Here is a 22,747-nt window from a genome sequence, read left to right as displayed (position 1 = left end):
CGGAAAAAGGGGCGACACGAAATCATATCGTGCCGCCCCTTTGATTTTCGCCCATGACCTGTGAGGCTTGCTGCGTTACCCGATAAAAGCCACGGCGCGGCGCAGCCTCCGCAGGGTTTCTTCTTTCCCCAGGGCCTCGATTACCTCGTAGATGCCGGGGGATGCGGTGCCGCCACAGAGGGAGACACGAACCGCCGGCCCCACCTGCCCCAGCTTGATCCCCTTCTCAGCGATGAACTCCTTGAACAGAGCCTCTATGCTCGCCTGACTGAAGTCGGCGAGCGCCTCCAGTTTGTCCGCCAACGCTTCCAGCAGTGGTGCGGCATCGGGAACCAGGTGCTTGGCCGCAGCCTGTTCGTCATAGGCAAAATCGCCTCGGTAGTAAAAAATCGCGCCGTCAGCCATCTCCACGAGGGTCCGGGAACGCTCCTGGAGGGTCTTCACCACGAGGGAAAGGCTCGGTCCCGACTCGGGAACAATGCCACGCTCCTTCATGAAGGGGATTAAAAGCTCCGCCAGCCGCTCGGAAGCGCTCTCCTTGATGTAGTGATGGTTGAGCCAGAGGAGCTTGTCAGGATTGAATACTCCGGCAGATTTGCCCACCGCCTCGATGGAAAACTTCTCGATGAGTTCCTCTCGACTGAAGATCTCCTGATCGCCGTGACTCCAGCCAAGCCGCACCAGGTAGTTGACCATGGCTTCGGGGAGAAACCCCATGTCACGGTAGGCCATGACGCTCGTGGCGCCGTGGCGCTTGGAGAGACGGGTCTTGTCGGCGCCGAGGATCATCGGCACGTGGGCAAAGCGGGGCACGGGATAGCCAAGGGCCTCGTAGAGAAGAATCTGGCGAGGGGTGTTGTTGATATGGTCATCGCCCCGGATAACGGTGGTTATCCCCATGGTGGCGTCGTCGATAACCACAACGAAGTTGTAGGTGGGGGTGCCGTCACTGCGCTGGATGATGAGGTCGTCCAGTTCGTCGTTATTGAAGGCAATCCGACCCTTGATGAGGTCATCGAAGACCGTTACCCCTTCGTGGGGCGCCTTGAAACGGATTACGTACGGCTTATCCCCGGGCTCCTCCACTCCGTTGCGACAGGTGCCGTCGTACTTGGGCTTGCGCCCCTCCTTCATGGCCAGCTCCCGCTTGGCCTCCAGCGCCTCGGAGGTGCAGTAGCAACGGTATGCCTTACCCTCGGCCACGAGCTTCTCCACGAACTCCTTGTAGACGGGAAAACGCTCCGACTGGTAGAAGGGACCTTCGTCCCAGCCGAGGCCAAGCCAGGCCATCCCCTGAAGGATGGCGTCCACCGATTCCTGGGTGGAACGGGCCACGTCGGTGTCCTCGATGCGGAGGATGAAAGTCCCTTTTTCCTTGCGGGACAGGAGCCAGTTGAAAAGCGCGGTACGCGCCCCCCCAACGTGAAGGTAACCGGTGGGGCTCGGCGCGAAGCGGAGGCGTACGTCGGACATGGGAACTCCTTTACGGGTTTTCGTCAGATTCATCATCGCCAGGGGTATCCTCACTGGCGATGCGGTATTCCTCATCGGCCCAGGCGGCAAGATCCATGGTCTTGCACCGCTCGGAGCAGAAGGGTCGGAAGGGGTTTCCCTGCCAGGGGGTTTCTTTCCGACAGCGTGGACACGGCACTATGGTGATTGGTTTTTCGCTCATTTGTGCAAACAAAAACCCCAGGTGCTGTGGCATACCTGGGGCAGGTTCAGGATATCCGGCCAGGTTCAACGGCCGGATTCTAACGTCAATGAACAGGGCAAGTCAACGGCTAAACATGGATACAGCAATCGTCACTGGCAGAATTGATAGCCGCGGCGATGAAGTTCTCGGGCAACGGCGTCGGGAACCACCCAGTACATGTTGTCCGGTCCGAAAACAATGGAAACGGGGCGGTCCATTGAAAAAGAATGGACCTGCGCCACAGAGAGAAACGGGAACTTGTAAACTGCCTCTTCCACACCGAACCCCTTCGCCATACGGGCGATAATCTAACTGCTCAATAATAGGTATCGGCGGCTGCACGAAAAGACTTTAGATATTTATTCATCAATGGATGCCAACGGATATCATTGCCGAACCGTCCCGGCAATAATCCCGGCACCGTTCGGCAATTCCAGCGGCAGGCGCCTCACGTCACGGAGACCGGCTGCAGCCATCATGGAAGAGAGTTCGCCTTCGGAATAAGACTGCCCGGCTGTGGTTCCCACGAGCATATTCAGGGAAAAGAGCGCCGGAAAGAGGGGACCGGATCTGGTGTCGTCCAGAACGAACTCCTGGACGAGGAGAAGTCCTCCCGGTTCCAGGGCTCTCACCGCCTTCTCGAGGATCACGGCGCACTGGTCCGGGCCATAGGCGTGGAGGATATGGGAAAGCCAGACCACGTCGAAGCCCTTTGGAGTATCGTTTTCGAGGAAATCCCCAGCCACGAACCCGACCCGATCCGCAAGTCCGAAGCGGGCGACGGTCTCCTCGGCAAAGCGGCGGGTGGTGGGAAGATCATAGACAATCGCGTCCAATCCCGGATTCTGGAGACAGAAGTGGATTGCCCAGGTACCGGGTCCTCCCCCAAGATCCAGCAAGCGTTTGCGGCCGGTGAGGTCGATGAGCGGGACAACCTTCGGCGCACTCTGCATGGCCAGGTTGAACATTCCCATGAGGAAGTTCTCCCGCGCCCCCTCATCGTCGCCATGGGAAGCGCTCTCCCGCACCGGGGCTCCCCGCCGCACCGCCTCGTCGAGCTGCGACCATCCCGCCATGAGGTGGTGATGATGCATGATGATGTACCCCAGATACTCCGGCGAACTCTTGGCGAGATACCGGGCCGCGAACGGTGCGGCTTCGTAGCGGTCTTCCCGCTTATGTACCAGGGCCATGGCCGCCAGGGCGTCGAGGAGCATGGCAACGCCACGAACGTCAACGGCGAGACGCCCGGCCACCTCGGCAGCGGTAAGCGCCTCGCCTGCCAGGGGGGTCACCACATCGAGGGCTACAGCGGCATGAAGCGCGCAGGCGCTCCAGTAGCCCCCGGAGAGTTGCAGCAGTTCTGCCGGGGTCCAGGTTTTCTCTTCCATGACAACCTCCACAAAATCAAATATCAATCAGGTGATACAGTCTACCGCATTCGGGTCGCTGGGCAAACCGGGGCGAAAAGCGGTGGAATGAGCAAAGGGAATCTGCTAGAAAAAGAGCACTATGAAAACGGAAAACTCAATCTTCGAAACCTCCTTCACCATCCGCTCCTTCGACGTGGACCCCCACGGCTTCGTAAGCCCCGTGACGCTTCTCGGTTACCTCCAGGAAGCGGCATCGGAGCACATGACACTCTTGGGGGGGACGGTCAGGTCACTTATGGCCGAAGGACTCACCTGGGTGTTGTCCCGGGTCCATCTCAGCATCGAACGTTATCCGAGGGTACGAAACGAGATGACGGTGCGAACCTGGCCCTCGCTGCGGGAAGGGCGCTTTACCTGCCGCGAGTTCGAACTGCTGGACCGGACGGGGGCTGTCATGGCCCGCGCCACCACATCGTGGGCGGTTATCGACTTCAAGACCCGGCGGGCGGTGCGGGTCGACCGTCATCCCCCCTACCCTCTCACGCCACGGCGTGCCATTGACGACGACTTTGCGTTGCTCCCCGCGCTCAAAGGAAGTCAGGCCGAGGAACGCTTCAGAGTGCGGCGTTCGGACCTGGACTTGAACCACCACGTTAACCACATGGTCTATGCCGGTTGGGCCCTCGACGCCGTACCCGACGAAGTGGCGGAGCGCCACAAACTGGTTTCCCTTGAGATCGGATACCGGGCTGAAGCACTGGCAGGAGAAGAAGTAACCGTATGCTGCGCCTGCGCCGAAGACGACAACGGGATTCTTGTCATCCACCGGATAGCCTCGGCCGACTGCCGCGAACTGACCCGGCTCAGAACCCGCTGGCGGTAATTCTCTGCAGCTACGACGCGGGAGCCAAAATGCCGCGGGTGAAAATCTCCCGGTACTGGTGAATAAGTTGCTCATCCTGCTCGGGTGAATGGCTAATCAGGTCTTCAGTGGCAAGGGTGCTGAGAAAATAGTAGTTGACCATGCCCGCAAGGGCCAGCGCCGCATTAACGGCGTGGGCATCCTGCCTGAACACCCCCTCGCGGATCCCTTCCTCGACAACTTTCACGAGAATCCGTATGACCTTGCCGATTGCCGGCGCAACGATCCGGGGGAAGTAGGAAGTTGGGTTGGTGAGCTCGCTGGTGTAGAACCGGAGCAAATGGGGGTTGTTCCGGTGCCGCTGGATGGTCCAGCGGATGTAGGCCTCGATCTTGTCCACGGGGCCTGCATGCTGCTCCATGATTTCCCCGATCTGGTCAAAGCAGGCAAACTGCTCCTGCAACACCGCCGAATACAGCCCTTCCTTTCCGCCGAAATAGTAGGAAACCATGGAGATGCTGGCCCCGGCCCCGTGGGACAGCTCCCTGATGCTGACGCCGTTCAATCCCCGTTCGGCAAAGAGCTGTGTCCCCACTTCCATCAATTTGCTGCGGCAGTCCGGTCTCGTCATTTCACTCCCTACCCGTGTTGATGTGAGTGCCGCAAAGAGTAGCAAAGTCCCTTTCTAAAGCCAATTTAATTGACACGACATCTGCATAAATTATTGCGCCGTAATCGTCGTGTCTGTTATGATGGGAATCGAACGAACGTTTGATACGAAACCATTCAATTGTCGATTTCAGGGCCGGCACAGCACTCACACTGATACGCCAGGCACCAATATCCAGGAGAAGGAGGATGTAAGTAGATGTCTGAATTGCTCAACAGGATAAGAAGAAAGAGTCTGCACGACAGAATCAGGAAGGTCGAAGAGGTCATTCCCCTGTTCAAGCACGGGATGAATCTCGGCTGGTCAGGCTTCACCCCTGCCGGCTACCCGAAAGCAATACCCATCGCCCTTGCGGATTACGTGGAGAAGAACCAGCTCCAGGGGAAGATGAGATTCAACCTCTTCATCGGCGCCTCCGTCGGCGTCGAGACCGAAGACCGCTGGGCATCCCTTGACATGATCGACCGCCGCTGGCCCTACCAGACCGGCAAAAACATCCAGGCCGGCATCAACGAAGGGCGCATCCGCATGGGGGACAAGCACCTCTCCATGTTCGCCCAAGACTTGGGCTACGGCTTCTACACCAAGGACAATGGCGGCCGTCTCGACATCGGCATCATCGAATGTTCCGCCATCACCGAGGACGGCGGCCTCGTCCTGACCGCCTCCTGCGGCGCCGTGCCGGAGATCGTGCAGATTGCCGACCGGCTCATTATCGAGATCAACACCGCCATCCCGAACTACGAAGGGCTCCACGACATCATCGACCCGGTCAATCCCCCCAACCGCCTCCCCTACCTCCTCAGCCGGGTTGACGACCGTGCCGGCTCGCCCTATGTCCGGATCGACACCGACAAAATCGTCGCCATCGTCGAATCGCAGCACCCCGACAACGGTCGTGCCTTCAGCGAGCAAGACGACACCTCCGCGGCCATCGCCAACAACATCCTCGACTTCTTCCAGTTCGAGGTAAAGGAAGGCCGCCTGCCGAAGAACCTCCTGCCGCTCCAGTCTGGCGTGGGTTCCATCGCCAACGCCGTCATCGGTGGCTTGGCCAAGGGACCGTTCTCGGGTCTCAAGGTCTGGACCGAAGTGCTGCAGGACACCATGCTCGACCTCTTCGATTCGGGGAAACTGGATTTTGCCTCCACGGTCTCCCTCTCCTTCTCGGTCGATGGCTTTAAGCGCTTCTACGGCAACTGGGAGAAGTACAGCAACAAGGTGATCATGCGTCCCCTCTCCGTCGCCAACCACCCCGAGCCGATCCGGCGCCTGGGTTGCATCGCCATGAACACCCCCGTGGAATTCGACATCTACGCCCACGCCAACTCCACCCTCGTGGGGGGAACCCGGATGATTAACGGCATCGGCGGCTCCGGCGACTTCCTGCGCAACGCCTATCTCTCCATCATGCACACGCCGTCGGCCCGCCCCAGCAAGACCGACCCGACCGGCATCACCTGCGTGGTGCCGCACGTGCCGCACGTTGACCACACCGAGCACGACCTCGACGTGCTAGTCACGGAGCAGGGGCTTGCCGACCTGAGGGGACTCGATCCGAAAAGCCGCGCCAAGCTCATCATCGACAAGTGCGCCCACCCGGACTACAAGCCGCTGCTCCGTGAGTACCTCGAAATCGCGACGAAAGAGTGTTTGGCCCGCAAAGCCGGCCACGAACCGCAACTCCTTGACCGGGTCTTCAAGATGCAGGTGAACCTGGCCAAGAACGGCACCATGAAGATCGCAAACTGGGATATCTGAACCTGTATCGGCCCACAGGGATGCCGAAACGGAAAGGGAGGCAACGACATGCGTGATTCCGACCAACTGCCGAGGTATTACCTCGGAACGGCGCTGCAGGCCATGGAAAAGGCCTATGCGCTCAATCATGACGCAAGGGTGGGACAGAACATATCCCAGGCCATTGCCGCCCTGCATCAACTGATGCACCAGACGGCAGCGTCCCATGTCGCCAATGACAACAAGGCGCCATACGACCCCTATGAGGTAAATGAACACAATTCGGCCATCTGAGATTCGGCCGACATTCTGCGCAACAAGGGAAAGGCCGCATTTTGCGGCCTTTCCCTTTTCACCGTCCCTTCATCCTTCCTGAAATTCCGATCCCGACGCTCGAAGCTGTCCCGCGAATGCCTCTTCCCCTGAAACCATGTATACTGATACCATGCGGCTGCGCTCACTACGGGCGCTACCGACGAACAACGGAAGGAGTTCGAAACCATGACCGCGGCATCGGCAGCCTCAAAACCCCAGAGTGCGGAGCGGGCAGAAAACCGCCTCTGGCTTCGGGAACAACTGAACCCCTACTTCTTCATTGCCATGAAGGACGAACCGGAGGCCCTGGGACTATTGACCCGAGAGCTCGGGACGCTGCGGCACAACCGGCGGCTTATCCTGGCCGACCGGGAAAAGGCCCTTATCCTGGCGATTGTCAACCAGCCCGGCACTCTCTACGATACCCTGCGCCACATCCATGAGCGGGAGATATCCTACACCATGATCGCCCACTCGGACGATCCGATCCCGGGTTTGGACCAGAACCTGGAGATCCAGCGCTTCGAGTTTGACCGCAGGAGCAACGAGGAGATCCTCGCCGGCAAGGACGGGGAGACACCGATCGGCATCAGGCGAACGGTGGCTGCGGCGTTGCGCAAGTACTACCCCGACTTCGACATGGCCGATTTCGACCGTCTGCTCCGCATCCTCTGGCTTAACAATCAGAACTACGTCCGAATCTCGCCCCCGCGCCGGGTGGCCCAGGCGCTTCGCCTCTACCAGGAGGGAAACCGTCGCGGCGGCCTCTACCTGGACGTGGAAGAGATGGAGAGTGGCGCCAGCCATGAATCGCGGGTCTTCTTCGCGGTGGGGAACCCGCCCCAGAAAGACTTCCTCCTCCAGATAATGGAGGTCTTCAACCGCCTCGAACTCGGCGTGAACCGTGCCTACTGCCTCACCATCAGCAACGGCGTTCACCCTTACTTCCTCGGCACTTTTTACGTGCGACGCCGCGACGGCGGCGTGCTCGCCAGGGGATCGGAGGCCTTCAGCCGGCTCGAAGGGGAACTCTCCAACACCCAGCTCCTGGCAACCCGCTCCCACGCCTATCGGGAGTTCGTCACCACCGGCCTCATGAGCGGCGAGGACGCTACCCTTACCAACGCCTTCATTGCCTTCTGCCACTCGAACCTGGCCCACAACCAGCCCGACCGTTTCGGTCTCGACGATGTGCGCGACGCGTTCCTGGCGCACCCGGAAATCGCGCTCCAGTTGGCCGGGCTCTTCCGCTCCCGCTTCGATCCGGCCGTGGAGGAGCGGGACGCCGACCACGAGAAAATCCTCGCCGATACCCGGCGCGAGGTGACGGAATACAACTCCGGCCACCGCTACCTGGACGAGGTGCGGCGAACCATCTTCCGTTGCTGCCTTGCCTTCATAACCCACACCCTGAAGACAAACTTTTTCGTACGGGAGAAGCAGGCCTTGGCTTTCCGGCTCGACCCGGCCTACCTTGCCGAGCTTGGTACCGACTTCACCGCCGATCTGCCGCCGGCCATGCCGTTCCGGATCACCTTCTTCTACAGCCGCTACGGCTTCGGTTACCACATCGGCTTCTCCGACATCGCCCGGGGCGGCTGGCGCACCGTCATCTGCCGCACCGCCGACGATCTCGTCACCAACGCCAACACCCTTTTCCGCGAGAATTTTGTCCTGGCCCACACCCAGCACCTGAAGAACAAGGACATCTACGAGGGGGGATCGAAACTGGTGACGCTCCTGGACGCCTCGGACCTGATGCGGGAGCGTGAACGGGAACGGGAGGTGGAGACCTGGCGGCTCTACAAGCTCCAGTTCGGCATCACCGGCGCCTTCCTCGACATCTTCACCACCGAAAACGGGGTGGCGAAACATCCGGCCGTGGTGGACTACTACCGGGAGGACGAGCCGATCGAACTGGGACCCGACGAGAACATGCACGACACCATGATCGAGACCATCGCCGCCATGTCGAAGCGGCGGGGCTACATGCTCGGCATCGGTATCATGTCGAGCAAGAAGGTGGGGATCAACCACAAGGAATACGGGGTCACCTCCACGGGGGTCGTGAAGTTCGCCGAGATTACCATGAAGGAGCTGGGGATCGACATCCGCAAAGACCCGTTCACCCTCAAGCTCACCGGTGGACCCAACGGCGACGTGGCCGGCAATGCCCTGCGGATTCTTCTGAAGCGCTCGCCGAAGGTGAACATCGCCCTCATCCTTGACGGCACCGCAGCGGTCTGCGATCCGGCAGGCGCCGATCACGGGGAGTTGGGGCGCATCCTCCTGAAGCAGGATCTGGACGGCTTCGACCCGGCGGCGCTTCATTCCGGCGGGTTCATGCTTTTCCGGACCGGAAGCCGCCGCGAAGGGCTGAGGGAACTTTTTCGCCGGGTGACGAAAACCGACGGGGGGGTGGTTGAGGAGTGGATCTCCCTGGATGAGTTCTCCAAGGAGTACGGGGATCTGGTCTTCACGGTCCCGGCTGATCTTTTCATCCCTGCCGGCGGCCGTCCCGAGACCATTGACAAGGACAACTGGGAGCGCTTCTTACTCCCCGATGGAACACCTTCAGCCCGGGCCATCGTGGAGGGGGCCAACTCCTTCATCACCCCGGCGGCCCGGATCGAGCTCCAGAAGAAGGGGATCATCGTCATGCGCGACGCCTCGGCCAACAAGTGCGGCGTCATCTCCTCCTCCTACGAAATCATCGCCAACCTGCTCCTCTCGGAGAAGGAGTTTCTGGAGCACAAGGAGCGCTACGTAGCCGATGTGCTCCAGATCCTTGAAAAGCGTGCCGGCGACGAGGCGCGGCTCATCCTCAGGCGCCGCCGCGAGCAGCCGGGGCTTCTCTGCACAGAGATATCCGATTCACTCAGCACCGAGATCAATGCCAACTACGCGCGTCTCTTCAGATTCTTCCAGGGGCGCCCCGGGCTCGCGCTCCAGCCCCTCTTCCGCCGTGCGGTACTGACGCACCTGCCGAGGATCATCGCCGATGAGCCCCGGTTCCGCCGGCGCCTTGCCCGGCTTCCCCAGAAGTACCTCTCGGCCATTCTCGCCGCCGAGATCGGATCGTCAATGGTCTACAAGGGTGACCGGGAGGCGGAGTTCGAGGATATGATACGGCTCCACCTGACGCGGAATTTCCCGTCAGCATAACCGCCGCGCACCAGCAAGGACCGGACAGACATGAGCAAACGAGGCGACTGTCAGACCACCCGGATGATGAATTCGGGACAGGAAGCGGCGCAGTAACCGCAGAGAATGCAGGCGGCTTCGTCGAGGACCGCTTTGCCGTTGACCACCGTGAGTGCGCCGCTGGCACAGGCCTCGACGCACCCGCCGCACCCCTTGCAGAAGTTTTCCATGATCCGCAGCTTCCGGCGGCGGCTTTCGAGCTGCCGCCATACTTCGTCCTCGGGGGCGTTGCCGGAAAAGAGGGCGATGTTCGCCTCCACCTCCGCCTCGGAGAGCATGCCGATGGCCACCCCGTGGACCCCTTCAAGACCCCGCACGTACGCGAGGCTTGCGCGAGCCTCGGCAATCAGGTTCCCTCCCGCCAGCGCCTTCATGGCGTAGACCCCCTTCCCTGCCCTGGCGCACGCGGCAATGGCCTCCGCCATCTCCGCCGCGCTGCCGTCGAGGATTCCCATGCCGGTCCGGTTGATGAGAGGATGGACCACCTCAATCTCCGGATGGTCAGCCGCCTTTAGAATGGCACAGATGTAGTGGGAGGAAAGCCCCACATGACCGATCTTCCCCTCATCCTTCATCCGCAGCAGTTCCGCCAGCACGTCGGCCCTGTCGCTAAACGGATCGGCCACCCGGGCGCCATGGAGGTGGACGATGTCGAGCCGCTCCCGCCCCAACTCCCGCAGCCCCTTCTCCACATGGGCCCTAGCCGTGGGTCCGTCGTTGGCGTGAGTCTTGGTGACGATCGTGACGTCCCCCTGCCAGCCAGCGATTCCTTCCCGCACATGGGGATAGGTATCGTAGAGCGTCGCGGTGTCGATCATGGTAACCCCGTGCTCCAGGGCATGGCGGATGAGGCGGCCCCCTTCAGACGGGGAGAGCCCAGCCTGGAGAGGGCCCAGGGGAAGCGTGCCAAACACGAGCGGAAAGATCGAGATATTGGTGGTACCGAGCATTATGTGATTCATGGAATCCTCTTTCTCAGACGACTACCCTACAGTAAGACCCCTGTTTTGATCCGGATGCCGGTTTCGTGGGTAACGCCGTCAACTTCCAGATACACCGTTCCCTCGGTGATGGTCACTGACCAGGTGATCGAGCGTTCCAGCCGCGCTGCCAGTGTAGTGATGAACGCCTGATCCAGGCTGACAACCGTAAGGTTGGGAAGCCCCGTCAACCGGGGAAGGTGCTGCTGGTCCCAGTTGGCAAGCGCCCTGCCGCACGCAAGCAGAGCTACCTTTTCCGCGTGGCGGCTCGCCTTGATGATGCGGTCGGATTCCGGTAGCCCCACCTCGACCCAGAAGCGGACCCGCCCATCGGGCCCTTTCACCCAGAGATCCGGCTCCTCACCCACACAGAGCCCCCTCGTGAAACTCAACTCCGGTTCGTGGAAGATGGCCCACGCCAGCAATCTCGCCACTAGCCGCTCGTCGGTCTCCGACGGGTGCTTGGCAACCGTTGCCTGCAGTGATTCATAAACGCCGCGGTCAATGTCCGAAAGCTGAATGGACGTTTTGTAGATTGTCGATGGCAGTGCCATTGGGAAAAGATGCCTCTCTATGATACTGGCCGCATCTCTCTGATCAGCCGGGTAAGCAGGCGATCAAGAGATGAAGCAAACCGTTGGCGGTCAGTCAGGCTGAACTGGGAAGGCCCCCCTTGCACAAGGCCTCCCTCCCGAAGTTCCATCATCAGATCCCGCATGGAGAGCCGCTCTCCCACGTTCTCCTCGGTGTAGAGTTCCCCCCGGGGATCCAATGCTACTCCTCCGATGGCGACGATTCGGGCAGCCAGCGGTATGTCCGCGGTAATCACCAGGTCTTCGGGGGCAGCATGATCTGCTATGTAGTCGTCGGCAACATCGAACCCCTCCCCAACAACAATGGATTCGACCAGGTGTGTTGCGTGCTTGGCGAGATTCTTGTTGGCCACCAGACAGACTGGAATCCTGAGCCGTTCCGATGCCCTGAAAACGATCTCCTTGATAACCCTCGGGCATGCATCCGCATCAATCCATATCTTCATGAACACCCCGGGTCGACACGATAACCTGTAGATTCATCGCGACGAAACGTTTGGATGGAGGTGCAGAACATGGCGAGAGTGTTCATACCACCCTGGTTCGCAAGACTTTCAAGGAGTACATTAAGGACTATGCCGCAAGAGGTCATTTTTTGCTAAAATTGAACTTCTCGATCATACGATGACGATAATCAACAATATCCTTACGAAGGGAAGCAAGATTCGCCATCTTTTCATCGACCTTGTTGATATGACTGTCCAGTATTTCGACCAGGCGCGGTATCATGTTTTCCGTCTTCCTTGCCTCGCCGTACGCCGCGCCGAGTTCCTGCATCTCCTTGATCGTCAGGCCTAACTCCTTGAGCTTGATGATGAACTTCATCCGTCGGACCATGTACGGCGTATAGAGACGGTTTCCTCCCTCAGAACGGTGTGAGGCCTCGACGACCCCCATCTCCTCCCAGTACCTGAGGGTCCTGGTGGTCAAATCCAGCATTCTTGCCACTTCACCAATCGTAATCAACTGCTCGGCTTCTTGTTCGGGAGCCATAGTTTCTCCCCTTTACGTGAATTATTAACCATTCAATACGCCAATTACCCCTGCCTGTCAATTCCCGCGAATCCGACTAATATACATATTACCGTACAAACCGCGCACTCAAGCCACTTCATGTGATTATATAAAAGTGTTTTAAATAATGTTGACATGAACGTAAAGCGGATGTATGTTTCAAAAAAATTCAGAAATAAATCTGCTCGTTTCGTGGCAAGATTACCGGCCTCGGCATAGCTAAGGCTTCGGATCACTAGGCTGTCCACCCCCGCGCTCTGGCGCGGGGTTTTTCCGACCCACAATAAACATCGTACGTAAACGTAAGGAGGTGTTCAAATGAGCTCAGAGACTGACTTTAAACGATACAGCGTGGCACCCATCGGTGCCGGCGACGAGGGAATACAGCTCCTGCAGGGGCTGAGCAAGGAAGAGCTGATACGGATCATCGTCGATGACGCCAAGAACTGGCTCGCCCACGACGGCCTCTGGTTCCAGGCGGTGGAAAAGCGCTACGGGATCGACGTGGCCATCGATGCGGATACCGAAGCATGGCGCTACTTCACGGTCATCGAGGCGAAGCGGATCATGGAACGCCTCGGGATTCAGCCCGGCGGCGGCATCCCGGCCCTGGTGGAGTGCCTCAAGCACCGCCTGTACGCGCGGCTCAACTTGCAGGATGTCATCGAGCAGAGCGACGATCGGGTCGCCTTCAGGATGCTCGACTGCCGGGTCCAGTCGGCCCGCAGGCGCAAGGGGTTGCCGGATTTCCCCTGCAAGAGCGTCGGCCTCGTTGAGTACGCCGAATTCGCAAGAACCGTTGACCCGCGCATCAGGACATCCTGCATCGCCTGTCCGCCAGATGCACACCCCGACGCCTTCTGGTGCGCCTGGGAGTTTGTGGTCGAAAAATAAACTGGGAGGTCTATCCATGCATACCGCCGCCGCAGCACCCTACAAAACCACCCACAAGGTCCGCTTCGTCACCGCCACGAGCCTCTTCGACGGTCACGACGCCTCCACCAACATCATCCGTCGTATTCTGCAGGCCTCTGGGGCCGAGGTTATCCACCTGGGGCACAACCGCTCCGTGGACGAGATCGTCACCGCCGCCATCCAGGAGGATGCCCAAGGAATTGCCGTCTCCTGCTACCAGGGAGGGCACCTGGAGTTCTTCAAGTACATCAAGGACCAGCTGCGGGAGCGAGGTGCGGAGCAGGTGCGGATATTCGGCGGCGGCGGCGGGGTCATCATCCCGGACGAGATCCGGGAGCTGGAGTCCTACGGCATCTCCAAGATTTTTTCCCCCGAAGACGGCAGGCGCATGGGGCTCCAGGGGATGATCAACTTCATGCTCAAGGAGTGCGATTTTGCCCCCCAGCGGAACATCGACGAAGAGATCAACAAGCTCCAGCACCAGGATATCCGGGCCGTCAACACCCTCATCACCCTGGCGGAGCAGGATGTCCATGACCATTCCGGCGGCTACGGCCCCCTGCGGGAGAGGATCAGGACCATGGCCCGCCCCGCGCCGGTAGTGGGGGTCACCGGTACGGGCGGTGCCGGCAAGAGCTCCCTCACCGACGAGCTGGTGCGCCGGTTCCTGCGGGATTTCCCGGAGAAGAGCGTCGCCATTCTGGCGGTGGACCCGAGTCGCCAACGGACCGGTGGCGCACTCCTGGGGGACCGGATCCGGATGAACGCCATCAACACCAGCAAGGTCTACATGCGCTCCCTGGCCACCCGCGATTCCCACTCGGAGCTGTCTGCAGCCATCAACGATGCCATTGATGTGGTGAAGGCCGCCGGTTTCGATCTCGTCATCGTGGAGACGAGCGGCATCGGTCAGGGGGATGCCCGGGTTGTGGAGATCGCCGATGTCTCCCTCTACGTCATGACCTGCGAGTTCGGCGCTCCGACCCAACTGGAGAAGATCGACATGCTCGACTTCGCCGATCTCATCGCCCTCAACAAGTTCGAGCGGAAAGGGGCCGAGGATGCCCTGCGCAACGTGCGCAAACAGTACCGGCGTAACCGCAACCTCTTCGAGGCGGCCGACGAAGAGCTGCCGGTGTTCGGCACCATCGCGGCCCAGTTCAACGACCCCGGCACCAACGTCCTCTACCGGGCCCTCATGGAAACCCTGAACACCAAAACGGGCTCGGGATTCCAGTCGAACCTGGTCATCACCGAGAAGGAGAGCCTCAAGCAGTACATCATCCCGCCGGACCGGATCCACTACCTGGGAGAGATCGTGCAGACGGTGCGCGGCTACCGGAAACGGGTGCAGGAGCAGGCCGGCGTTGCCCGGCGGCTCTTCCAACTGCAGGGGGCGAAGGAAGTGGTGGGCGATTCGCCGGCCACGGGGGAACTGGAGAGGCAGATCGCCCTCCATGAGGCAAAACTCCACGAAGAGCCGAAAAAGATCCTCGCCGACTGGCCCTGCCTGAAGGAAACCTACCGCCAGGATCAGCTGGTGACGAAGGTACGGGACAAGGAGATCCGCAGCGACCTCTACACCACCACCCTCTCCGGCACCCGGATTCCCAAGGTCTGCCTCCCCGACTTCGCCGATTACGGGGAGATCGTCCGCTGGTCCATGCTGGAGAACGTGCCGGGGCTCTTCCCCTACACCGCCGGGGTCTTCCCCTTCAAGCGGGCCGAGGAGGACCCGAAGCGCCAGTTCGCCGGCGAGGGGTCGCCGGAGCGGACCAACCGCCGCTTCCACTATCTCTGCAAGGACGACGACGCCAAGCGGCTCTCCACCGCCTTCGACAGCGTCACCCTCTACGGCGAGGACCCGGACTATCCCCCCGACATCTACGGCAAGGTGGGCGAGAGCGGGGTCTCCATCTGCACCGTTGAGGACATGCAGAAGCTCTATGCCGGCTTCGACCTCTGCGCCCCCAACACCAGTGTCTCCATCACCATCAACGGCCCGGCCCCCATGATGCTCGCCTTCTTCTTCAACGCCGCCATCGAGCAGCAGGTGGCCGCGTTCCGGGAGAAGAACGGCCGTGCGCCCAGCGGCGCCGAGTACGCCGAGATCAGGAGCTGTACCCTCCAGACGGTGCGCGGCACCGTGCAGGCCGACATCCTCAAGGAGGACCAGGGGCAGAACACCTGCATCTTCTCCACCGAGTTCGCCCTCCGGATGATGGGTGACATCCAGCAGTACTTCATCGAGCAGAAGGTGCGGAACTACTACTCGGTCTCCATCAGCGGCTACCACATTGCCGAGGCGGGGGCTAACCCCATCTCCCAGCTGGCCTTCACCCTCTCCAACGGCTTCACCTACGTGGAGTACTACCTCTCCCGCGGCATGAAGATCGACGACTTCGCCCCGAACCTCTCCTACTTCTTCAGTAACGGCCTCGACCCGGAGTACACGGTCATCGGCCGGGTGGCGCGGCGCATCTGGGCCGTGGTGATGCGGGAGAAGTACGGCGCCAACGACCGGAGCCAGAAGCTCAAGTACCACATCCAGACCAGCGGCCGCTCCCTCCACGCCCAGGAGATGGATTTCAACGACATCCGCACGACGCTTCAGGCCCTCATGGCTATTTACGACAACTGCAACTCCCTCCACACCAACGCCTACGACGAGGCGGTCACTACCCCAACCGAGGAGTCGGTGCGCCGGGCCATGGCGATCCAGATGATTATCACCCGGGAGTTCGGCCTGGCGAAGAACGAGAACTCCTGCCAGGGCTCCTTCATCATCGAGGAGCTGACCGACCTGGTGGAAGAGGCGGTGATGTGTGAATTCGAGCGGATCGACCAGCGGGGGGGCGTCCTGGGGGCAATGGAGACCCAGTACCAGCGGAGCAAGATCCAGGATGAATCCATGCTCTACGAGCACAAGAAACACAGCGGCGAGCTCCCCATCATCGGGGTCAACTGCTTCCTCAATCCCCGGGCCTGCGAGGAGGGGTACCAGGTGCCAGGGGAACTGGCCCGTGCCACGAAAGAGGAGAAGGAGCAGCAGATCGCCAACCTGCGGGCCTTCCAGGAGCGGCACAGGAATGAGGCACCACAGGCGCTGAAGCGACTGCAGGAGGTTGCCGTAAACGGCGGCAACATCTTTGCCGAGCTCATGGAAACCGCCAAGGTGGCGTCCCTGGGGCAGATCAGCCATGCGCTGTATGAGGTGGGGGGAAAATACCGCCGGAACATGTGATAGGCGGGCGCGGTCTTCCGACCATTTTGCCGTCCGTCCTCGGTCCGTTCTTGTGCGGCGTAGCGCTGCTACGCCTCCGCGACGGCCCTGTGGGGGACGACAATCTGGCCGAAATCTCACGCCCGATTGGGAAAGCGCTCAAGGGCCGCCTCTCATGCATCATGCGATTCCGCTTTACGATTAAGCGATACGGGGTAAACTGGATGCAGCAATTACTTCATTAAATACTGGAGGCATTTCATGACTACCCCAACGGAAACATCGCTTTACCGGACCTTGTCGCTGGGGAGCGAACCGAAGCATCGTCGGCGTTTCATGGTGGTCGACGAGGAGATACCCGGCAATTTCCGCTTCGGCCTCCTGCTGGAAGAGTTGGATATCCTCGCCGAGCAGACGGCCATTGCCTATGTCCGGCGCTTTCATCCCGAGGGGCGGGTCGTTACGGCGGCCATCGACAACATCCTGGTGCGCCACGTGGTGGACGTCAACCGCGACATCGTCATGCATGCCCGGATCAACCACGTGGGGCGCTCCTCGCTGGAAGTGGGGATCCGGGTGGAGCATGCCGGCGACCCGGCCACCCACATCGCCTCCTGCTATTTCACCATGGTTGCCCGTGGCGGAGAAGGGGCCGGCGAGAGCATTCCCCTTCCCCCTCTTGAGTACGGCGACGAGCTGGAGCAACAGCGGGCCGCCAAGGCCATTGCCGACCGGGAGGAGTACCGCCGGCAGCAGGCGTCTCTTCTGGAGCCTCCCAGCCGGGAGGAATACGAGATGCTCGACCGGCTGCATCGGGACCAGGAAGAGCCCGGCTTCACCGGCCACCCAGCCGGCCGCCTGGTGGCCGACGCCTGGGAACGGATGTACCCGGAGCAGGAGTACGTCCCCCAGCGGATCTTCGGCGGCTACCTGATCCGCCGCGCCTACGAGCTGTCGGCCATCTGCTCCGAGCAGGTGGCGCCTGACCGCTCCATCATCGCGGCGGTAAACCGGATCAACTTCTTTCACCCGGTGAGGATCGGAGACAAGCTCCACTTCACCAGCCGGGTGGTTTACACCAACGAGAGCTTTGTCTGTGTCGAGGCGAGCATCGAACGGATCAGCCGCGACCGGACCGCCAGCGCCCTCTCCAACTCGTGCCTCTTTACCTTTGTGAACGTGGACCGGGAGCTGAACCACCGTCCGGTGCCCCCCATTTATCCGGCCACCTACCGGGAGGATGCCCGCTACCTGGAGGCATACCGGAGCTACCAGGCCATCGCCGGCCACTACCGGATGCTCTGAATACTAGCTATTCTGAAGGAGATAACTACCGATGATGACAAAAATGGAATCGGAACAGCGGATCATCCGACTGCAGACGGAACTGCGCGCCAAGGGGATCGACGGGGCGCTCATCATCTTTCCCATCGATGTCTACTACTTCACCGGCACCCGCCAGAACGCTACCCTTTGGGTGCCGGCCGACGGCAACCCGCTCCTGCTGGTGCGCAAGAGCTACAGCCGCGCCGTAAAGGAAAGCCTCATCGAGGATACCCGGCCATTCCCCTCCAGCAAAGAATTTCCCACCCTGTTTTCCGAGGATGTGAAAAAGGTCGGCCTCACCTTCGACATCATACCGGTGCAGCAGTACAACTACTACGCCAAGATGCTCCCCGGCCGGGAGCTTGTGGATATCTCGGGGATCAACCGGGAACTCCGGTCGGTCAAATCGGCCTGGGAGCTGGACCGCTTGCGGGAATGCGGCGCCCGGCTATGTGAAGTCTTCACCCAGGTTCCCACATTCCTGAAGGTGGGGATGCGGGAGATTGACCTTGCCGCGGAGTTCGAGTGCCGGCTCCGGAAGGCGGGAAGTGAAGGATACATACGAATGCGCGCCTTCAACCAAGAGCTGTTTCAGGGGCTGGCGGTATCGGGAGCGACCGCTGCCGAACCGGGCTTCTTCGACGGCGCCGTCACGGGCCGCGGCCTCTCCAATGCTTCCCCCTACGGAGCCTCCACCGAGACGATCACTCCCGGCACCCCGATCCTTCTCGACTTTGCCGGCATCTTCAAGGGTTACCTCGTCGACATGACCCGCATCTTCGTCATCGGTTCCCTGAGCAGTGAACTGGAGCACGCCTTTGCCACTTCCCTGCGGATACATCAGTACCTGGTGGAAAACCTCAAGCCGGGGACAATCTGCGAGGAACTGTTCGCGAGATCGTTGGAAATGGCCGAAGCCGCCGGCCTCGGCAGAAACTACATGGGGGCTCCTGGGGAAAACGCGAAATTCGTCGGCCACGGGGTTGGCCTGGAGTTGGACGAATTCCCGGTGCTGGCCCAGGGATTCAAGGTTCCGCTCCAGGCGGGACAGACCATCGCCATCGAACCGAAGTTCGTCATTCCTGGCCAGGGGGTCATCGGCATCGAGAATACCTTCGCCGTTACCAGCAGAGGCGGCGAGAAGCTCACTAGCATGGCCGATGACATCGTGTTTCTGTAGGGCTGTTCGGGTACTTCTTTCTCCATTGGGGGCAGCCGACGGGCTGCCCATTTTTTTGGCAAGAAACGAAATCACATCTCTATACCGCTTTTTTATAACCGCTCAACACCCCCTTAATATCTAACCTTGACGTCAAATAAACACATCAACCAACAAGTTCCCCAACAATAAGCACTCTAAATCACACACGCAACATATCGGTATAATTGGTTTTTATCAGAACCCGAACATAAAGATTCACACACATCTATAAAGCCGTTCTAAATATGGTTGACATGCACGTGAAGTAGATATATGCTTACACCAAATCTGCAACCCGGAGGGAAAGCGATGCAAGACGTGTTTGTGGTTGATGCTCTAAGAACACCGTTTGGTTCATTTTCCGGCATGCTGGCCGATGTGGAGGCCCCAAAGCTGGCCGCCACCGTCATGAAAGAGCTTCTGGCAAAGGCCGGCCTCGCCCCCGACACGGTGAATGAAGTCATTGTGGGGCAGGTCCTCTCCGGCGGCTGTGGCCAAGCCCCGGCCCGCCAAGCCATGCGCGGGGCGGGAATCCCTGACTCGGCCCATGCCCTGACCATCAACAAGGTCTGCGGCAGCGGCCTGAAGGCAATCATGCTCGGCGCCGACAGCATTCGTCTCGGTGAGTCCCAAATTGTCATCGCCGGCGGCATGGAGAACATGTCCCTGGCGCCCTTTTTCCTCAAGAAGGCCCGCGCCGGCTACCGCATGGGGCACAGTGAACTGCTGGACCTGCTGATCTACGACGGTCTCCAGGATCCCTATACGGGCCGTCACATGGGAGAGATCGGTGAGGTGAGCGCGGAGCGCGGTGGCCTCACCCGCAAGGAGCAGGACGCGTTCGCCCGGCGCTCCTACGAACTGGCCCAGGCGGCGGTGACCGGCGGCATCTTTGCCGACGAGATCGTGCCGGTGGTGAAGAAGGGGAAAAAGGGAGACGAAACCATTGGCACGGACGAAGAGCCCTTCAAGGGTGATCCGAGCAAGCTGCCATCCCTGCGGGCCGCCTTCAAGAAGGACGGCACCATCACCGCCGGCAACGCCTCCACTATCAACGACGGCGCGGCCCTGGCCCTGCTGACCGATGCCGACGGCCTAAAGAAGCACAACCTCACCCCCAAGGCCCGGATCGTTGCCTCGGCCACGGAAAGCCGTCATCCCGACAACTTCCCCGAGGCCCCCATCGGCGCCATCGAGAAGGCCTGCGCCAAGGCCGGCCTGACGGTGTCCGACATCGACCTCTTCGAGATCAACGAGGCCTTTGCCTCGGTGGCCCTCCTGGCCATCAAGGGTCTCGGCCTCCCCCTGGACAAGGTGAACGTCAACGGCGGCGCCTGCGCCATCGGCCACCCCATCGGCGCCAGCGGCGGCCGGCTTGCAGCCACGGTCATCCGGGAACTCCATCGGCGGCAGAAACGCTACGGCCTCGCCACCCTCTGCATCGGCGGCGGCGAGGCGGTGGCAGTCATCTTCGAACGGGTTTGAAAACAAATTTGAAACACGGAGCAACCGTGTTCTCAGTCAACAAATTAGTGCAGAAGTGGAGTGAATTTCGAGTGATCCCACTTCTGGTTGTTTTTCACCATGGCATTGAGGATGGTGAGTAGTTTTCGCATGCAAGCGGTGATCGCGACTTTGTGAAGTTTTCCGGCGCTTGTAAGGCGTTGATAGAAGGCTTTTATAACCGGGTTAAACCTGGCGGCACACAATGTTGCCATGTACAGGACAGAACGCACGGTTGCTCTGCCACCGGAGATTGCGCGCTTTCCACGGAATTTGCCACTGTCCCGATTATAGGGGCATACTCCGACCAGAGCGCCAAGCTGCTGTCGGGAAATGGTCCCCAACTCCGGAAGTGCTGCCAGTATGGTGGCCGCAGTCACAGGGCCGATGCCCTTGACACTGGTAAGGATTTCTTCTTTTGCCTTCCAGGATTCGCTGGACTGAATAAGAGTTGAGATGTCTTTATCAACGTCATCGATCTGCTGTGTCAGCCAGGCAATATGGGTCATGATGCCTTTGCGGACCGTAGGTGCAGCGGAAATCACGCGATTTTTTTCCGCCACAAGCATCTCGACCAACTGCCGGCGGCGGGCCAGCAGTGCTGCTAGATTTTGGCTTGTCTCGTCCTTGAGCGGCCTGATTTCAGGCTTGATGGCTTGGGCAAATCGGGCAATGATCTTGGCATCAAGAATATCGGTCTTCGCCAGCAGCCCGCATGCTTTGGCAAAGTTTCTGACCTGCCGAGGATTAACCACGACCACTGGCAGACCCGCTGCTGATAAGGTGCTGACAGCTAGCATCTCCAAGCCGCCGGTGGCTTCGAGAACAATCCGACAAGGGGCGTTCGTAATGAGCCACGTCGTCAGCTCAGCACAACCGGCATCATCGTTAGTCACCCTTTTCTGGTCACCAGTTGGCATGAGGTAGACATCAAGATGCTCTTTACTAACGTCGACTCCAACAACTGCATCATTGGGTTCCATATTCTCTCCAGTCCCTTTCTTGCGAAAATTCGGGCTCGTTTCGGCCCAAGCAACCGTTCGGGTTGAGGAAAGATGGACACGACGCATTACGCTCTGTGACGGGCTCAATTGGCCCAAGCAACGACCAAGCTGTCGTGTCCAATTCTGGAGAACATATAACCGGTTACTGAAACATACAAGCAACTGATCAACAGAGAAAGGCAAAAGACTTCCATCCCTGGCTTCCTGGTTTATCTCTGTTGCTCTGTTGCTCAGTGTTATTCGTTTCTGAAATGGAGGCATCTGATGATCAACAAAGTAGGTGTGCTCGGCGCAGGTCAGATGGGAAACGGCATTGCCCACGTGTTCGCCCAGTTCGGCTATGACGTGGTGCTCTACGACATCGCGGAGCTTCAGCTCGAAAAGGCGGTGTCAACCATCAGGAAGAACCTGGAGCGGCAGGCAAAGAAGGGGGGCATTCCCGAATCGCTGGTCGGTGAAACTGTCGGCAGGATTCTGACCACGAAGAACATGACCGATCTCGCCGGCTGTGATTTCTGCGTGGAGGCGGTCACGGAGCACGAGCCCCTCAAGCTGGACATCTTCCGCAAACTGGACGATATCGTTCAGCCGAGCGCTATTCTGGCATCAAACACCTCGTCCATCCCCATCACCAAGATCGCTTCGGTAACGAAGCGTCCCGACAAGGTCATCGGCATGCACTTCATGAATCCGGTGCCGGTCATGAAGCTGGTGGAGGTCATCCGCGGCCACGCCAGCAGCGACGTCACCTTCCGCCTCACCGCCGAACTGGTGGCCAGGCTGGAAAAGGAAATGGCGGTTTCCCAGGACTACCCCGGCTTCATCGTGAACCGCATTCTTATGCCCATGATCAACGAGGCGGTCTTCGCCCTCTACGAAGGGATCGCCACCGCCGAGGACATCGACAAAGGGATGAAGCTCGGCACCAACCAGCCCATGGGCCCCCTGACGCTCGCCGACTTCATTGGCCTCGACACCTGCCTGGCAATCATGGATGTCCTCTACGACGGCTTCAAGGACCCGAAGTACCGTCCCTGCCCGCTCCTGGTGAAGATGGTGAACGCGGGGTATTTGGGGCGCAAGTCGGGAAGAGGGTTTTATTCCTACTAATATTTGCCACAGAGGTCA

Annotated in this window: 20 protein-coding genes; 10 read left to right on the top strand and 10 right to left on the bottom strand. The window is 59.9% G+C overall.

All coding sequences use genetic code 11. The features are described 5' to 3' along the window. Positions 1-75: 75 nt before the first annotated feature. The 4 genes from gltX to GMET_RS08725 form a co-directional block, all read right to left on the bottom strand. Complete coding sequence (gene gltX, locus GMET_RS08735) at positions 76-1,473, bottom strand: glutamate--tRNA ligase (RefSeq protein ID WP_004513369.1); 1,398 nt, start codon at positions 1,471-1,473, stop codon at positions 76-78. Positions 1,474-1,483: 10 nt separating this feature from the next. Next, complete coding sequence (locus GMET_RS08730) at positions 1,484-1,675, bottom strand: DNA gyrase inhibitor YacG (protein WP_011365863.1); 192 nt, start codon at positions 1,673-1,675, stop codon at positions 1,484-1,486. A 131-nt stretch (positions 1,676-1,806) separates the two neighbouring features. Beyond that, entirely contained in the window at positions 1,807-1,974 is a 168-nt protein-coding gene (locus tag GMET_RS18560; RefSeq protein WP_011365862.1) for a hypothetical protein, read from the bottom strand. Between the two features lie 108 nt (positions 1,975-2,082). Continuing rightward, positions 2,083-3,087, bottom strand: coding sequence for a methyltransferase (locus GMET_RS08725; protein ID WP_004513370.1), 1,005 nt, complete (start codon positions 3,085-3,087; stop codon positions 2,083-2,085). Positions 3,088-3,208: 121 nt separating this feature from the next. Here GMET_RS08725 and GMET_RS08720 point away from each other — a divergent pair, with 121 nt between their 5' ends. After that, positions 3,209-3,952, top strand: coding sequence for an acyl-[acyl-carrier-protein] thioesterase (locus GMET_RS08720; protein ID WP_004513371.1), 744 nt, complete (start codon positions 3,209-3,211; stop codon positions 3,950-3,952). A gap of 10 nt (positions 3,953-3,962) precedes the next feature. On the opposite strand, the gene GMET_RS08715 is transcribed toward GMET_RS08720, so the two are convergent. Beyond that, the gene (locus GMET_RS08715; protein ID WP_004513372.1) at positions 3,963-4,562 is read right to left on the bottom strand and encodes a TetR/AcrR family transcriptional regulator; all 600 of its coding nucleotides are present in this window, start codon (positions 4,560-4,562) and stop codon (positions 3,963-3,965) included. 237 nt (positions 4,563-4,799) lie between these two features. On the opposite strand from GMET_RS08715, the gene GMET_RS08710 reads away from it, so the two are divergent. From GMET_RS08710 to GMET_RS08700, 3 genes are all read left to right on the top strand, one after another. Then, a complete protein-coding gene (locus tag GMET_RS08710; protein ID WP_004513373.1) occupies positions 4,800-6,362 on the top strand; it encodes an acetyl-CoA hydrolase/transferase C-terminal domain-containing protein in 1,563 nt (520 codons plus the stop codon). 48 nt (positions 6,363-6,410) lie between these two features. After that, positions 6,411-6,635 (top strand): hypothetical protein, encoded by a 225-nt coding sequence (locus GMET_RS08705; RefSeq protein WP_004513374.1) that lies wholly within the window; start codon positions 6,411-6,413, stop codon positions 6,633-6,635. A gap of 207 nt (positions 6,636-6,842) precedes the next feature. Beyond that, complete coding sequence (locus GMET_RS08700; RefSeq protein ID WP_004513375.1) at positions 6,843-9,821, top strand: NAD-glutamate dehydrogenase domain-containing protein; 2,979 nt, start codon at positions 6,843-6,845, stop codon at positions 9,819-9,821. A gap of 50 nt (positions 9,822-9,871) precedes the next feature. Here GMET_RS08700 and GMET_RS08695 read toward each other — a convergent pair whose 3' ends face one another. The 4 genes from GMET_RS08695 to GMET_RS08680 form a co-directional block, all read right to left on the bottom strand. Further along, positions 9,872-10,822, bottom strand: a complete 951-nt coding sequence (locus tag GMET_RS08695) for an aldo/keto reductase (protein ID WP_004513376.1) — start codon at positions 10,820-10,822, stop codon at positions 9,872-9,874. 26 nt (positions 10,823-10,848) lie between these two features. Beyond that, positions 10,849-11,394 (bottom strand): YaeQ family protein, encoded by a 546-nt coding sequence (locus GMET_RS08690; RefSeq protein WP_004513377.1) that lies wholly within the window; start codon positions 11,392-11,394, stop codon positions 10,849-10,851. Between the two features lie 17 nt (positions 11,395-11,411). Next, a complete protein-coding gene (locus GMET_RS08685; protein WP_004513378.1) occupies positions 11,412-11,879 on the bottom strand; it encodes a YaiI/YqxD family protein in 468 nt (155 codons plus the stop codon). A gap of 142 nt (positions 11,880-12,021) precedes the next feature. Further along, positions 12,022-12,426 carry a MerR family transcriptional regulator gene (locus GMET_RS08680; RefSeq protein ID WP_004513379.1) on the bottom strand — a complete coding sequence of 135 codons (405 nt, stop codon included), beginning with the start codon at positions 12,424-12,426 and terminating at the stop codon, positions 12,022-12,024. A gap of 339 nt (positions 12,427-12,765) precedes the next feature. Between GMET_RS08680 and GMET_RS08675 the strand changes: the two genes are divergently transcribed. The 5 genes from GMET_RS08675 to GMET_RS08650 all read left to right on the top strand — a co-directional run bounded on the left by GMET_RS08675 (position 12,766) and on the right by GMET_RS08650 (position 20,597). After that, positions 12,766-13,341 (top strand): DUF6125 family protein, encoded by a 576-nt coding sequence (locus GMET_RS08675; RefSeq protein WP_004513380.1) that lies wholly within the window; start codon positions 12,766-12,768, stop codon positions 13,339-13,341. Positions 13,342-13,357: 16 nt separating this feature from the next. Next, positions 13,358-16,606 (top strand): fused isobutyryl-CoA mutase/GTPase IcmF, encoded by a 3,249-nt coding sequence (icmF, locus tag GMET_RS08670; protein ID WP_004513381.1) that lies wholly within the window; start codon positions 13,358-13,360, stop codon positions 16,604-16,606. Positions 16,607-16,846: 240 nt separating this feature from the next. Then, positions 16,847-17,890 carry a hotdog domain-containing protein gene (locus GMET_RS08660; RefSeq protein ID WP_004513382.1) on the top strand — a complete coding sequence of 348 codons (1,044 nt, stop codon included), beginning with the start codon at positions 16,847-16,849 and terminating at the stop codon, positions 17,888-17,890. 31 nt (positions 17,891-17,921) lie between these two features. After that, positions 17,922-19,091 carry a M24 family metallopeptidase gene (locus GMET_RS08655; protein WP_004513383.1) on the top strand — a complete coding sequence of 390 codons (1,170 nt, stop codon included), beginning with the start codon at positions 17,922-17,924 and terminating at the stop codon, positions 19,089-19,091. A 330-nt stretch (positions 19,092-19,421) separates the two neighbouring features. Next, a complete protein-coding gene (locus GMET_RS08650) occupies positions 19,422-20,597 on the top strand; it encodes a thiolase family protein (protein WP_004513384.1) in 1,176 nt (391 codons plus the stop codon). A gap of 44 nt (positions 20,598-20,641) precedes the next feature. Here the strand turns inward: GMET_RS08650 and GMET_RS08645 are convergent, their stop codons facing one another. Further along, a complete protein-coding gene (locus tag GMET_RS08645; protein ID WP_004513407.1) occupies positions 20,642-21,598 on the bottom strand; it encodes an IS110-like element ISGme8 family transposase in 957 nt (318 codons plus the stop codon). A gap of 282 nt (positions 21,599-21,880) precedes the next feature. Between GMET_RS08645 and GMET_RS08640 the strand changes: the two genes are divergently transcribed. Continuing rightward, a complete protein-coding gene (locus GMET_RS08640) occupies positions 21,881-22,729 on the top strand; it encodes a 3-hydroxybutyryl-CoA dehydrogenase (protein ID WP_420794820.1) in 849 nt (282 codons plus the stop codon). The last annotated feature ends 18 nt before the right edge of the window (positions 22,730-22,747 follow it).

The sequence above is a fragment of the Geobacter metallireducens GS-15 genome, from assembly GCF_000012925.1.
In the GTDB taxonomy this organism is placed as follows: domain Bacteria; phylum Desulfobacterota; class Desulfuromonadia; order Geobacterales; family Geobacteraceae; genus Geobacter; species Geobacter metallireducens.
Note: the sequence above shows the minus strand (reverse complement) of the source record. Positions and strands in the feature narration are given on the sequence as shown.

What these genes read in the sequence shown, in the direction of transcription:
- GMET_RS08675 (WP_004513380.1), top strand. Translation starts at nt 12,766, where the DNA reads ATGAGCTCAGAGACTGACTTTAAACGATACAGCGTGGCACCCATCGGT.
- GMET_RS08680 (WP_004513379.1), bottom strand. Translation starts at nt 12,426, where the DNA reads ATGGCTCCCGAACAAGAAGCCGAGCAGTTGATTACGATTGGTGAAGTG.
- GMET_RS08685 (WP_004513378.1), bottom strand. Translation starts at nt 11,879, where the DNA reads ATGAAGATATGGATTGATGCGGATGCATGCCCGAGGGTTATCAAGGAG.
- GMET_RS08650 (WP_004513384.1), top strand. Translation starts at nt 19,422, where the DNA reads ATGCAAGACGTGTTTGTGGTTGATGCTCTAAGAACACCGTTTGGTTCA.
- GMET_RS08700 (WP_004513375.1), top strand. Translation starts at nt 6,843, where the DNA reads ATGACCGCGGCATCGGCAGCCTCAAAACCCCAGAGTGCGGAGCGGGCA.
- gltX (WP_004513369.1), bottom strand. Translation starts at nt 1,473, where the DNA reads ATGTCCGACGTACGCCTCCGCTTCGCGCCGAGCCCCACCGGTTACCTT.
- GMET_RS08660 (WP_004513382.1), top strand. Translation starts at nt 16,847, where the DNA reads ATGACTACCCCAACGGAAACATCGCTTTACCGGACCTTGTCGCTGGGG.
- GMET_RS08705 (WP_004513374.1), top strand. Translation starts at nt 6,411, where the DNA reads ATGCGTGATTCCGACCAACTGCCGAGGTATTACCTCGGAACGGCGCTG.
- GMET_RS08690 (WP_004513377.1), bottom strand. Translation starts at nt 11,394, where the DNA reads ATGGCACTGCCATCGACAATCTACAAAACGTCCATTCAGCTTTCGGAC.
- icmF (WP_004513381.1), top strand. Translation starts at nt 13,358, where the DNA reads ATGCATACCGCCGCCGCAGCACCCTACAAAACCACCCACAAGGTCCGC.
- GMET_RS08655 (WP_004513383.1), top strand. Translation starts at nt 17,922, where the DNA reads ATGATGACAAAAATGGAATCGGAACAGCGGATCATCCGACTGCAGACG.
- GMET_RS08715 (WP_004513372.1), bottom strand. Translation starts at nt 4,562, where the DNA reads ATGACGAGACCGGACTGCCGCAGCAAATTGATGGAAGTGGGGACACAG.
- GMET_RS08720 (WP_004513371.1), top strand. Translation starts at nt 3,209, where the DNA reads ATGAAAACGGAAAACTCAATCTTCGAAACCTCCTTCACCATCCGCTCC.
- GMET_RS08695 (WP_004513376.1), bottom strand. Translation starts at nt 10,822, where the DNA reads ATGAATCACATAATGCTCGGTACCACCAATATCTCGATCTTTCCGCTC.
- GMET_RS08645 (WP_004513407.1), bottom strand. Translation starts at nt 21,598, where the DNA reads ATGGAACCCAATGATGCAGTTGTTGGAGTCGACGTTAGTAAAGAGCAT.
- GMET_RS08725 (WP_004513370.1), bottom strand. Translation starts at nt 3,087, where the DNA reads ATGGAAGAGAAAACCTGGACCCCGGCAGAACTGCTGCAACTCTCCGGG.
- GMET_RS08710 (WP_004513373.1), top strand. Translation starts at nt 4,800, where the DNA reads ATGTCTGAATTGCTCAACAGGATAAGAAGAAAGAGTCTGCACGACAGA.
- GMET_RS08730 (WP_011365863.1), bottom strand. Translation starts at nt 1,675, where the DNA reads ATGAGCGAAAAACCAATCACCATAGTGCCGTGTCCACGCTGTCGGAAA.